10 protein-coding genes are annotated in these 12,055 nt (G+C 62.7%); 1 reads left to right on the plus strand and 9 read right to left on the minus strand.

The genetic code is table 11. From position 1 onward, the window contains the following. Positions 1 to 3 precede the first annotated feature (3 nt). The 3 genes from GO606_RS14140 to GO606_RS14150 form a co-directional block, all read right to left on the minus strand. Complete coding sequence (locus GO606_RS14140) at positions 4 to 1,389, minus strand: DUF1329 domain-containing protein (RefSeq protein ID WP_169118961.1); 1,386 nt, start codon at positions 1,387 to 1,389, stop codon at positions 4 to 6. A 161-nt stretch (positions 1,390 to 1,550) separates the two neighbouring features. After that, positions 1,551 to 3,275: a class I adenylate-forming enzyme family protein gene (locus GO606_RS14145; RefSeq protein ID WP_169118960.1), complete on the minus strand. Its 1,725-nt coding sequence runs from the start codon at positions 3,273 to 3,275 to the stop codon at positions 1,551 to 1,553. 72 nt (positions 3,276 to 3,347) lie between these two features. Beyond that, on the minus strand, positions 3,348 to 4,424 hold the full coding sequence (locus GO606_RS14150) for an MBL fold metallo-hydrolase (RefSeq protein WP_169118959.1): 1,077 nt from the start codon (positions 4,422 to 4,424) through the stop codon (positions 3,348 to 3,350). A 203-nt stretch (positions 4,425 to 4,627) separates the two neighbouring features. Between GO606_RS14150 and GO606_RS14155 the strand changes: the two genes are divergently transcribed. Further along, a complete protein-coding gene (locus GO606_RS14155) occupies positions 4,628 to 5,734 on the plus strand; it encodes an aromatic ring-hydroxylating dioxygenase subunit alpha (protein WP_169118958.1) in 1,107 nt (368 codons plus the stop codon). A 232-nt stretch (positions 5,735 to 5,966) separates the two neighbouring features. Here GO606_RS14155 and GO606_RS14160 read toward each other — a convergent pair whose 3' ends face one another. The 6 genes from GO606_RS14160 to GO606_RS14185 form a co-directional block, all read right to left on the minus strand. Continuing rightward, positions 5,967 to 6,968, minus strand: a complete 1,002-nt coding sequence (locus tag GO606_RS14160) for a cache domain-containing protein (RefSeq protein ID WP_246979591.1) — start codon at positions 6,966 to 6,968, stop codon at positions 5,967 to 5,969. Further along, positions 6,941 to 8,281, minus strand: coding sequence for a TRAP transporter large permease (locus GO606_RS14165; RefSeq protein WP_169118957.1), 1,341 nt, complete (start codon positions 8,279 to 8,281; stop codon positions 6,941 to 6,943). The genes GO606_RS14160 and GO606_RS14165 overlap by 28 nt, the downstream gene beginning before the upstream one ends. Positions 8,282 to 8,307: 26 nt before the next feature. Continuing rightward, a complete protein-coding gene (locus tag GO606_RS14170) occupies positions 8,308 to 8,856 on the minus strand; it encodes a TRAP transporter small permease (RefSeq protein ID WP_169118956.1) in 549 nt (182 codons plus the stop codon). Positions 8,857 to 9,048: 192 nt separating this feature from the next. Continuing rightward, positions 9,049 to 10,047 carry a TRAP transporter substrate-binding protein gene (locus GO606_RS14175; protein WP_169118955.1) on the minus strand — a complete coding sequence of 333 codons (999 nt, stop codon included), beginning with the start codon at positions 10,045 to 10,047 and terminating at the stop codon, positions 9,049 to 9,051. A gap of 64 nt (positions 10,048 to 10,111) precedes the next feature. Next, positions 10,112 to 11,548, minus strand: coding sequence for an NAD(P)/FAD-dependent oxidoreductase (locus tag GO606_RS14180; protein ID WP_169118954.1), 1,437 nt, complete (start codon positions 11,546 to 11,548; stop codon positions 10,112 to 10,114). A gap of 40 nt (positions 11,549 to 11,588) precedes the next feature. Beyond that, positions 11,589 to 12,008, minus strand: a complete 420-nt coding sequence (locus GO606_RS14185; RefSeq protein WP_169118953.1) for a nuclear transport factor 2 family protein — start codon at positions 12,006 to 12,008, stop codon at positions 11,589 to 11,591. Positions 12,009 to 12,055 lie beyond the last annotated feature (47 nt).

The raw sequence follows: 12,055 nt of genomic DNA on the forward strand, positions 1-12,055 counted from the left end.
GATCTAGTTGCCCGCGGCGCGCAGGGCGGCCGGAGTATATTGGTCGGGATTCAGGTCGCCCTTGTTCAGGACCGGACCGCGCTCGCGTTCCTGCCACAGGTTGTAGCCGACATAGCCGCCCGAGTTGAGATCGTGGTAGAAGGCCGATCCGGCCTGCCACGCATTCATGTCGTACGCGTAGTAATGGTTAATGAAGGCGTGCTGCCAGAGCTGGCCGCGGGTGTCGTAGTAGTCGCCGACGGAGGCCTGCCAGTTGTCTTCGTCGATGAACATCACGCGCTTGCCAAAGAGATGACGGAATCCTTCCTTGAGCTTGCCTTCCAGCACCCATACGCGGCGCAACTCGTAGCGCATGAAATCCGGATTGGCATGGCCCGGCTTCAGCAGATCGGCGTATTTCACATCCTTGCTGTGTACCCTGTAGGTATTAGCCGGAATGTACATCTCACGCTTGCCGTGCAATATCCATTCATAACGACTCGGATCACCATTCATCAGGCGATCCTGGTCGATCGTCATCTTTCCACTTGTGCCCGCAAGCGGATTGTCAAATCCGTATACCGGCAGTTGACGCACCCGGCGGGTACCCGGGTCATAGTTCCACGCCAGGCGCTTGCCCTGGGCGAAATTGACGGGTTCCTGCGAGACGGTAATGGTGCCCTTGTCACGTTCCGGCAGCAGCGCACCAGTACGCGCATAGGCCATCACACCTTGAATCGGTTTGCCGACGTTATCCGGGTGGGTGACAACGTTAAGATTGAAGTTAAATTGACGCCCCCAGGAAATGTCACCCTTGGGGCTCACGTCCGCGATATCGCGCTGCAGCGTTCCCTCGTTGAATGCTCGGTAGGGAAAGTTCATGTTCGCCAGAACTTCCATTGCCAACTTCGGAATCGGGAACGGCGACGAGCCCATGAGCCCGGTGAATCCCAAGCCATCGTCGATCAGTTCGGCCTGTACCGCATTTTTCTTCGATATCTCGCACACTGCGTCCGGGTAGCGGAAATCGCGACGGCTCGTATACACGGGCATGCGGAAGGTTTCGGGATAGCGCGCGAACATCGCCTTCTGCCCGTCGGACAAGTGATCGGCATATTTCGCGACATTGGCCGCGGTGATCGTGAACAGCGGCTTGTCGTCCGGATAGGCATCGAGCGGATGCTGGCCGACTTTCAGCGTGTACTTGATGCCGGGAGGAGTGCCGAGCCATTTGCCGGAAAACGCGGGGATCGTGCCGTCCTTATTGCCGGCGACTTCGGCGCCGACGCAGGTCAACTCCTTGCCGAGCTTCGCGGCTTCTGCTTCGGACACCTTTGCACCGGCGGTGCTCGCCGCGAGCGACAACACCAGGGTCGTCACAACAGGCGCCCAAGGGCAGGTTTTCTTCATTTGAGTCTCCTTCCGTGTGCGGAAAACGTCATGAATCTGGAAAGTCATGAAAGCGGATGTCCGTGCTAATAAAGCAATGCACTTTTCTTTTTCATCCGGTTTCATTTTTCGGCGAAGCCGCCACCGTCACATCGTCCGATAAGACTAATTGCCAAGTGATTTCATTCGGCGCCCGTGGAGGCGGTTGTATCGGCAGATGGGTATTCGCGCTTGAGCGCGGATTTGAGCAATTTGCCTGCTGGATTGCGGGGCAACGGCTCGCTCCGGACATGAACGATTGCCGGCACCTTGTAGCCTGCGATGCGGCTCGCGACGTGCGCGCGCAGCGCCTCAGGGGTGACGCCCGCCCCACCGTCGATGACAACCGCGGCGGCGACCGCTTCGCCGGTCTGATCATCGTGAACGCCGAACACCGCGGCTTCGAGCACCGCTGGATGCTCGAGCAGGCAGGATTCCACTTCAGCCGCGGCGATTTTCTCGCCGCTACGGTTGATCACGTCCTTGATGCGATCGACGACGAACAGGAGCCCCTCGTCGTCGACATAGCCGATGTCGCCGGTACGGAACCAGCCATCGACAAGCGCTTGCCGGCTTGCATCCGGGTTGCGCCAGTACCCCTGCATCACGGTCACGCCGCGCAGCCAGATCTCGCCCTGCTGCCCGACCGGCTGCGGCGCGCCATCGGCATCCGCAATATGCACGTCGATGATCGGCGACGGCAGGCCTGAACTGCGTGGCTTGTAGCGGAACAGCTCGCCCGAGGCCGCCGCGCCGACGCCATTGGTTTCGGTCAGGCCGAAACCAATACCCGACATCGAATCGGGGCGGCGCGCGAAGACCTCGTCGATCAGCGGCTGCGGCAGCCCGGCGCCGCCGAAGCCAAGGCCGCCTAGGCTGCCCGTGAGCTGCGGGTCGTCGAAGCCCCGCGTCGCGAGCAGTTGCATCACCATCGAGGGCGCACCGCTGAACTGGGTGACCTGCTCGTCACAAATCAGCTCAAGCGCCCGCACCGGGTCCCAGCGGTGCATGAATACGAGCCGCCGGCCGTGGCGCAGCGCCAATAGGAGCTGCGCGTGCAGGCCGCTGACGTGGAACAGCGGCACCGCGGTCAGCGTCGTCGGCGCGAAACCGCGCTGCATGATCGCCGCGACCGCTTGCGGAGAAGTCATCGCCGAGATCGCACCGATAAAATCGATGTTGAACAACGCTTGGCAGACCGAACGCTGCGACGACAACACGCCTTTCGCCTGGCTCGTCGCGCCCGATGTGAACAGGATCAGCGCCGGATCATCGGGGCCGAGGCTGGGCCGCGGCAAAGCCGTTGGCGGCTGCGCGGCGAGCGTGCGGTAGGACAGCACGCCGACGGCGTCCGGCGGTGGCTCGGCGCCGACGAGCACGATGCGGCAGCCGGGTACCCCCGAATCCCCTTCGATGCGCTCGAAGCGTTCAGCGTCGCAGAACAGTACGGCCGGATCGACGTCCGCAAACCCGGCCCGCAGTTCGCCGCACAGGCCGAAGCTGTTCAGCGGCGCCGGCACCGCGCCAAGGCTTGCCGCGGCGGCAAAGGCCACCGCCCACTCCGGCCGGTTGCGCATCGCGATCGCGACGCGATCGCCGGATTTGACGCCGATCGCATGAAGCTGGGTTGCGATAGCATCGACATCGGCAAAGAAACGCGTGAAGCTCCAGCGCTCCCCCTGATAAACAAGGAAACCCTTGTCGCCGTGCGCGCGGCCGGCGTCGATCAACTCAGGCAGCGTCGCAAACGCGTTGCGGTAAATTTTCGTCCGCCGCCCTTCGATCTCGCACTCCGTCAGTTCGAACGGCGCTCCCGGCGCCAGCAATTGCGCGCAAGTCTTCGCCACTGCATCCATGATGCTAGTCATTCACCCCTCCACGGCGACGGTGCTTCGCGCATCCTCGCCAATCCTCATTCATCGGCCGGATCACCTGCACAATCAGACCGCCGCGCTGAAACGGTAAATCCCGTCATCGTCGAGCACCCTGCGCAGTTCACCCTGGTAACGCAGCCACGACAGATGCGCGATCGTCTCGCCGATCGCAAGCATGTCGTCGGCCGCACCGAGCAGCCGCGGAAACAGTTTCCCCATGGCCTCGAAGGCCGTGCAACTGCCCGAGTCCGCGACGAAATCGCGCAACACGTCGAACTGCTGGCGATGGTGTTCGCGCAGCTCGCGCACGCGCGCATGCAGCCCGCGAAACACGAGCTGATGCGACGGCAACACCAGTGTTTCGGGCGCCAGCCGGTCCAGCCGCGTGAGCGAATCGAGCCACAGCTGCAAGGGATTAGCCTCCGGCTCGACGCCCGACACCAGCACGTTCGAAGTGATGCGCGGCAATAGCTGGTCGCCGGCGATCAGGATGCGCTCGTCCTCGCAGTACAGGCAGGCGTGTTCGGGGGAATGCCCCTCGCCAATGACGATCCGCCAGCTACGCCCGCCGATGCGCATTTCCTCCCCTTCGCGGATACGGCGAAACGCATGCGGCTGCGGCGGCATGAAGGGGTCGCGGCGCACCGCACCGAACATCTTCTCTATACGCTCGACAGGCATGCCGGCGCGCAGATAGAACTGACTTAGCGGCGCCGGCAGCGGATCGGGCACCTGCTCGTTGAGCCCGCGCATCGTGAAAAACTCGCCGTGCGTCATGAACAGCGGCACGTCGAAGCGCTCCGTCAGCCAACTCGCCAAGCCGGCGTGATCGTAATGGAAATGCGTGCAAATGAGCCCTTTTACCGGCAGGCCGTCCAGTTGGCGGGCGGCGATCGTCTCCCACAGCTTTTTCGTGGTTCCGGTATTCAGGCCGGTATCGACGATTATCCAGCCGTCGCCGTCGCGTAGCAGGTAGACATTGATGTGATCGAGCTGCATCGGCATCGGCATGCGTGCCCAAAGGATGCCGGGCGCAAGCTCGACGACCTCCCCGTCAGGCGCCGGTGGCGCAAAGGGATAGTCGAGCGCGCCCTGCTCTGCTGCTGAAGTCGCGGGGCCCGAATCAAGGCCGTGGTCTGGCATGCACCCTCCTGTGACGTTCTGTAGACGAACCGCTACCGGTCACGAATCTAGGGCCAGGGCGGGCATGGGGAAACGTCCAAAAGGACGATGCCCGCAGCTGGAGCGGCGCCGGCACTATCGTCCAAACAGGGTATGCAGCGCTTGTTCGCACGCCGGAAAATCGGGTCAAGTTCCCCACGAACCGACAGAGAGAGGAGAGCCATATGGCCACCACCAAGGATTACCGAATCGGCGAATTCACATTTCCCCGCGGTTGGTTCATGATCGCCGACGCCGAAGAACTCAACACCCACAAGCCGCTCGCCGTGCGCTTCTTCGGCAAGGATTTCGCGCTCTACCGCGGCCGCGCGACCGGCAAGATCGTGCTGCTCGACGCCTATTGCCCGCACATGAAAACGCACCTCGCGGCCCCCAACAACACCTCGTACGTCGTGCTCGACGGCGGCGGCAGCAACGTCGAGGGCGACAGCATCCGCTGCCCCTACCACGCCTGGCGCTTCGGCGCGGACGGCAAGTGCGACGACATCCCGTATCACCAGGGCCCGATTCCGGCGACCGCCTGCGTGAAGTCCTGGACCGTCGTCGAAAGCCTCGGCGCGATCTGGGTGTGGCACGACCCCGAAGGCGGCGAACCCGAATGGGAGCATCCGACGCTGCCGCAATGGGATGACCCCTCCTGGGTGCGTTGGAAGTTCGACCACCTCGGCATGCTCAACCAGCATCCGCAGGAAGTCATCGACAACATCTGCGACTACGGCCACCTCAGCCCGATCCACGGCTCGACCGTCGAACGCTACGAAAACGAGTTCCGCGCGCACACCGCCACCCAGCGCCAGTGCGGCCCGCACCGCACCCTGGTCGGCGCGGACGGTGTCAGCCCGGTCCTGCACACCGACACCACCTATCACGGCCCCGGCGTGCTGATCTCGTACCTGACCGGCATGTGCGAATCGATCCTGATGATCACGCACACGCCGGTCGATGACGGCTCGCTGAAGGTCTGGCATTCGGTGCTGGTGAAGTCGCCGGGCAATAACGCCGTCGCGACCGTTCCCGATACGATCGCCGCGCGCCAGTTCCAGGAGTCGAGCCGGCTCGCGTTCATGCAGGACTTCGAGGTGTGGACGAACAAGGGCCCGTGCCTGAACGGCCTGTTCATCCCGAGCGACGGCCCGTTCATGAAGGCGCGCATCTGGTACAAGCAGTTCTACAACCCGCGCGCGAAGAAGCAGGAATTCCTCGACCAGTGCGAAGGCGTCTACGTGCCGCGTGGCGCGACGCCCTATAGCGAGCCAGCAGCGGTGGCCTGATTCACTCGTACTGCAAGGTAAGGCGGCGCGGGATGCAGGCATCGCGCCGGCCGGTGGCTGGAAGCCGGCTCGGCCGTTGCCGCCACATTCCAGCCCGATGAGTTCCGGACGTTTGCCGAAGGCATCGAGCGATTCCTTGCCCGGCGCCTCGCCCTCCGCCAGTGCGACCGGAATGAGGCCTTCGGGCAGGAAGCGGCCGAAGGGCGCGCGGCGGCGTCAGGTCACCCCATTCTTAGCGCTGGAAGTAACCGACGCCGACCAGTTTTCCATCGACGGCGCGGAAGTAGCTGTGCTTCTTCTCGACCTTGCCGGTCGTCGGATTGCGCCAGCTGTAATCGAGTTCGCCGTCGCCCTTCTTCGCCGCGACCTTGAGCATCTCGGAGACGATCGGCTTGCCGTTCGGATCGAGCAACTCGTAGCCGTTGCTGCCGACAAGCGCCGGGGTAGCGCCGTGTGCAAGAAAACGGCCATCAGCCATATCGATCACGAACACATAAAGATCGTCATGAATGAACGGCCCATCGAGCCGACGAAACTGCGCCAGGGCACGCGTCGCGTCCGCCTTCATCGCCTTGGCCGCATCTCTGAGCATGGCTCTGGCTTGGACCGGCGTGGCGCGCGGCGGATAGAAGCCGACCGCGACGATGACTTCACCGACCTTGCGGAAGAGAGTCAGTTTGGGGTCGCCGCGGCTGTCGGCGGGATTGAACCAGCGGTATTCGACCTGCCCGCCGCCCTTGGCTCTCGCCAGTTCGATCATTTCGCGAAAGAAGGCCTTGCCTTCGATGTCGGTGTAGTCGAGCACATTGTCGCCGATCAGCGCAGCTGACGAGCCGCCGCTCGCGAGGAAGCGGCCATCGATGCGCACGGCGTAGGCGTAGAGATCACGATCGACAAAGTTCGCCTGCCGGCTGAAATCGGCGGCACCTTTTTCGCCGTTCTGTTCGATGTGCCTGACCGCGCGCTCCAGCAGCGCTGTGGCGCGCTTGCCAAGTTCGCTGTCGAACAGACGGACCGATTCAGCATCGGTGGCATGCGCGGGTGACGGCAGAAAGCCCGTGCCCAGGGCAAGGCCGAGCGTAAGGACCAGCACACGGATGGGAGCAGACATCGTCGAACCTCTTGAGTATCCGGTTTCGGTTGTTGTTTTCCCCCGGCTAGCGGATCGCGCGATGCAATCCCGCGTAGCCGGCGACATGGAATGGCTCAGTAGCCGAGCATCTGCGGCAGCCACAGCGTGAGCTGGGGGAAGAACGCGATGACGAAGATCGCTACCGTCGAGGCGAGGACGAAGGGGTGGATGCGCGCGACGATTTCTTCCACCGTCGAGCCGCCGATACCGGACGCGACGAACAGGTTCTCGCCCAGCGGCGGAGTCTGGAAACCGACCGACAGCGCGCAGATCACGACGATGCCGACGTGGGTGGGGTCCGCGCCCATCATGTACATCACCGGCAGCAGCACCGGCACCAGGATCATGATCGCCGCAAGCGTTTCCATGAACATGCCGACGAAGAGCAGGAACACGATGATCAGCGTCCAGATCATGTAGACGTTGTCGGTAAGGCTCAGCAGCGATTCGGCGATCGTCGCCGGGATGCGCTGCTCGACGAGGAGGCGCCCGAACACGACCGCCGCGAACAGGATCAGCAGCACTCGTCCGGTGATCCACGTCGTGGTCTTCAGCGAGTTGAGGATGGCTGAGAACTTGAGCTCGCGGTGCAGGAAGATGCCAACGAAGAGCGTGTAAAAGATTGCGACGATTGCCGATTCGGTCGGCGTGAACAGGCCGGTGTAGATGCCACCGAGGATGATGATCGGGGCGAGCACCGACCAGATGCCCTTGCGCAGCGCCTGGCCGATGTCGCCGAACGACCACTTCTCGGTCAGGCCGCGGTAACCGCGCTTGTTCGAGATCGCGTAGTTCATGATCAGCAGGCTGGTAGCCATGATCAGGCCCGGGATGACACCGGCGATGAACAGTTTGGGAATCGACAGCGAGGCGAACTCACCATACTTGGCAACGGCCTCGGACGGCGGCGCCATGCCGAGCGCCGAGATGCCGAAGATCACCATCGGGATCGACGGCGGGATGATGATGCCGAGGCCACCCGAGGCAGCGGTCACCGCCGAGGCGTAGCTGCGTTCGTACTTGCGGTTGACCATCGCGGGGATCATCAGCATGCCGACGGCGGCGGTGGTCGCCGGCCCGGAGCCCGAGATGGCGCCAAAGAACAGGCAGGCGAGCACGGTCGCCGCACCAAGGCCGCCGGTGATCGGCCCCGCCATCGTTTCGGCGATGTCCACGAGGCGCTTCGAAATGCCCGCCGCCTCCATCAGCGCGCCGGCCAGGACGAAGGCCGGCAGGGCCATCAAGGGGAAGCTGCCGACCGAGGTGAAGGCGATCTGCACGAAGGCGATGGGATTCTTCCCCAGCACCAGGAAGGCGACCATCGCCGCGCCGGCAAGCGAAACGGTGATCGGCGCACCCAGCAACAGCAATGCAAAGAAGCCGCCGAACAGGATTTCTACCACATATGCTTCCATTGTCATTTCTCCGTGGAGGATCCGTCTCAGGCGTTCGCCGCGGCGGCGGCGCGTTTCAGGTTCTCGATTTCCTCCGCTTCCGGATCGACGATCTCCACGCCCTTGAACAGCGACAAGTAGTTGTTCCACAGGATGCGGATCGACATCAGCGTGAAGGCGATCGGCAGGATCATGTAGAAGTACTTCATCGGCAAACCGATGGTCTGCGACTTCCAGAACAGGTTCATGCGGTTGAAGACGAAGTCGTAGCTCAGGAAAGCGAAATAGAGGTTGAAGCCAACCCACAGCAGGTCCGCAATCGCTTCACTGACTTTCTTGACGATCGGCGGGAAGAACTTGAAGTGGAAGGCCACACGGTTGTGCGCCGACATCTTGGCGGCGACGCAGGCGCCCAGATAGGCGAACCAGACGAAGAGATAGGTCGCAAGTTCTTCGCCCCAGGGCAGCGAGTACTGAAAGAACTGGCGCAGCAGGATCTGGACGAAAAGCAGCACGACGAAGAATGCGAGTAGCACCTCACACAGATACTCTTCGATGTTGCTGATGAATTTGAGGAAGATGTGCCCTACGGCCATGACAAACTCCAGAAAATCCGGTGCGCCCGATCACACGGAGACGGCCCCTGCCGCAGACAGGAGTCATCCGGAATCGTAGCGGCGTGTTGTGCACAAGATCGGCGGCCGTCGCGTGTCCAGCGTCGGCATGTGGCGCGAGCCGTGGCTCGTGCGCCCCACGCCTTGCCGTCGGAAGCGACTACTGCCCGCCGTTCAGCGGCCGAGCACCTTCTGCGCGCGATCGAGCTTTTCCTTGCCGCCGATGCTTTTGTAGTACTTCGGCCATACTGTGGTAGTCGCCTTGGCGATCCACTCCTTTTCGCCGTCGGCAGGCTCGGTGATCTGCATGCCGCGCGCGGCAAGATCCTTCTTGATCTTCTCTTCGGTCTCGAGCAGATACTTGAAGCTGTGCTCGGTGGCTTCCTGGCCCGCTTCGAGGATCGCCTTCTGCACCTCGGGCTTCTGCGACTTGAAGACCGACTCGCTGACCACCAGCGGCTCCAGCGAGAAGATGTAGCGGATGTTGGTGATGTACTTCTGCACCTCGTAGAACTTCATCGCTGAAACCGTGATGTAGGGGTTGTCCTGACCATCGACGACGCGCTGCTGCAGCCCGGTGAAGGTTTCGGACCAGGACATCGGCGTCGGGTTGATGCCCCATGCCTGATATGAGGAGATCATGATTTCGTTCTTCGGTACGCGGATCACCAGTCCCTTGAGATCTTCCAGCGTCTTCACCGGCCGCTTGGAATTGGTGAGCACGCGAAAGCCCGAGTAGGCCCAGCCAACGATGCGTACGCCGGCATCGCGAACCGTGTTGTCGGTGAGCTCCTTGCCGACTTCACCCTGGGTCAGCTTCTTCGCTTCGTCGGCGCTCTGGATCAGGTAGGGCATCGTCAGCAGGCCGACCGTCGGCGAGAACGGCGTGATGTTATTGACTGCGAGGATCGAGAAATCGAGCGTGCCCATCGCGGCGTTGTTGATCGTGTCTTCCTCGCTGCCAAGTTGCCCGTTGGGGAACAGGTCTACCTTGTGCTTGCCGCCGGTCTTCTGCTGGAATAGTTTGGCGAAAGTCGTCCCGAGTTCCCACTGCGTGCCGCCCGCGGCATCGCCGACGGCCATCTTGAAGGTCTCGGCCAGTGCGGCGGGGGCAGTTACCAGCAGGCTGGCGGCGGTGACGAGTGGCATCAGTACGTTCTTGCTGAATTTCATTTTTGTCTCCTCGATCTCTTTATGGTCTGGCAGTGCGTGCTGCTGGGGGGTATCAAGGTGCTGCTTAGAGGACTTCGTCTTTCATGTTGTACCAGCGGTACAACCACCATTGGCCGAAGCGGCGGAAAGGCGCGAAGTACTCCGACTCGACCATCTCGCGCACGTTGGGGAAAGGCAGTCTGGAGCGGAAGATCGGCAGCTCGGGGGTGCGAACGCCGGCGATGTTCTCGGCCAGGCGGCGACCGGCCTGCGCCGAATACATCACGCCGTTGCCACCGTAGCCGAGCGCGTAATAAATCGTCTGCTTCGGGTCCGGCTGAAAGATGCGCGGCATCATGTCGTGGCTGACGTCGACCCAGCCCCACCACGAGTAGTCGATCTGGATGCCTTCGAGCGCCGGGAACTTGCGGTGCAGGTCACGGATCAGGAACTGCTTGTATTTGTCCTGCGGCGCGTCGCTGCCGGTGATCGCGCTGCGGCTACCGATTTGCACACGACCGTCGGGCAGCAGGCGATAGTAGTGGCGCAGGATACGGGTGTCGGTGATGACCTGGGTCGTGCGGAAGTTGCACGCGTCGATCTCGGACTTCGTCAGCGGGCGGGTAACGATCGAGTTCGACAGGATCGGCAGCAGGCGATTTTTCAGTTCCGGATGCAGGCCGTTCGACGTGTAGCCGCCGGTCGCGACGCCGACCGCGCGGGCACGCACGATGCCGCCCGGCGTCTTGAGGTAATGCACGCCGTCGCGGGTTTCCCAGCCGATCACCGGGCTCGATGGATGGACTTTGGCGCCGAGCGCGCGCGCCTTCTTCAGGTAGCCGAAGGCGAGCTTGCCGGCATGGATGCCGATGCCTTCCGGCTCGTGCATCGCGCCCGCGGCTTCCTTGTCATCGACGTATTCGCGCTTCACGGTGTCGGCATCGAGGATGCGCGCGTCGTACTTGAAGACGTCGCGCAGGATCTTGGCTTCCTTCTCCAGCACCGGCATGACCTTGGGCCGGTGCGCGATGTAGAGATGGCCACCGGGCTGCGGCTCGCAGTCGATGTCCTTGATCAGATCCTTGAAGGTCTGCATGCCGTCGCAGATTTCCTCGTGCATGCGCAGGGCGGTATCGAGGCCGTAGCGCTGGATCCACTGCGAGCGCTTCAGGCGCCCCGACGCGCATTGGGCCTGGCCGCCGTTGCGGGTGCTGCAGCCCCAGCTGACGCGGTTGGCTTCAAGTACGGTCGCCTTGATGCCGTATTTCTCGGCGAGGAAAATCGCGGTCGTCAGGCCGGTGAAGCCGGAGCCGATGATTGCGACATCGACGTCGATGTCTTGGGTGATCGGGCCATCGTCGGCAGGCGGTTCGCCAGCGGTGCCGATCCAGTAGGTCGGCGCGTACTCGCGGCCTTGTCCGGGCGTCGTCGCGACCAGCGGGTCATAGGCCGGATCGTAAGCTTGCAACGGCGCGCTGGCCCGGCCGCTGGTGATGATCCGCTTTTCTGCAATGGCTTCCATGTCCCGACTCCTGTCTGTTATCGCGCGCTTGATTGCCGGCTCAGTTGCCAGCGCCGGCGACCGGCGGACGGTCCTTGCGATAGGCGTTTTTGACCGCGATCTTGCCGTCGCGGAAGGTGAAGACATCGACCATCCGCGCTTCGATGCGGCTGCCGTCGGCCTTGGTGCCGCAGAACGTCGATTCCGACACGCCGCGATCGCCGCAGACGAAGTGTTCGCCGTTGAGCCACGCAGCGTCGGGGAAGTTCTCCCACGCCAGTTGGAAACCGGCACGCACGGCATCGCGGCCTGCGAAGCTCTTGCCCAGCAGGTCGGGTCCGCCAACCGCATGGAAAACACAATCGTCCGCCATGAAGCTCATCAGGGCGTCGATGTCGTGACGGTTCCAGGCGTCGCTGAAAGCCTTCAGCATCTCTGTGCTGGCTTCATTGCGGGTCTGGGTGGCTGCCTGGCTGCTCATGAGAATCTGCCTCCTTCACTGTCGATTGTAGTTAATGTGGTACGTTT

It is taken from the genome of Aromatoleum anaerobium (assembly GCF_012910705.2).
GTDB lineage: Bacteria > Pseudomonadota > Gammaproteobacteria > Burkholderiales > Rhodocyclaceae > Aromatoleum > Aromatoleum anaerobium.

Coding starts and splice junctions, on each gene's coding strand:
- GO606_RS14155 (WP_169118958.1), top strand. CDS start 4,628: ATGGCCACCACCAAGGATTACCGAATCGGCGAATTCACATTTCCCCGC.
- GO606_RS14175 (WP_169118955.1), bottom strand. CDS start 10,047: ATGAAATTCAGCAAGAACGTACTGATGCCACTCGTCACCGCCGCCAGC.
- GO606_RS14165 (WP_169118957.1), bottom strand. CDS start 8,281: ATGGAAGCATATGTGGTAGAAATCCTGTTCGGCGGCTTCTTTGCATTG.
- GO606_RS14180 (WP_169118954.1), bottom strand. CDS start 11,548: ATGGAAGCCATTGCAGAAAAGCGGATCATCACCAGCGGCCGGGCCAGC.
- GO606_RS14140 (WP_169118961.1), bottom strand. CDS start 1,389: ATGAAGAAAACCTGCCCTTGGGCGCCTGTTGTGACGACCCTGGTGTTG.
- GO606_RS14145 (WP_169118960.1), bottom strand. CDS start 3,275: ATGACTAGCATCATGGATGCAGTGGCGAAGACTTGCGCGCAATTGCTG.
- GO606_RS14150 (WP_169118959.1), bottom strand. CDS start 4,424: ATGCCAGACCACGGCCTTGATTCGGGCCCCGCGACTTCAGCAGCAGAG.
- GO606_RS14185 (WP_169118953.1), bottom strand. CDS start 12,008: ATGAGCAGCCAGGCAGCCACCCAGACCCGCAATGAAGCCAGCACAGAG.
- GO606_RS14170 (WP_169118956.1), bottom strand. CDS start 8,856: ATGGCCGTAGGGCACATCTTCCTCAAATTCATCAGCAACATCGAAGAG.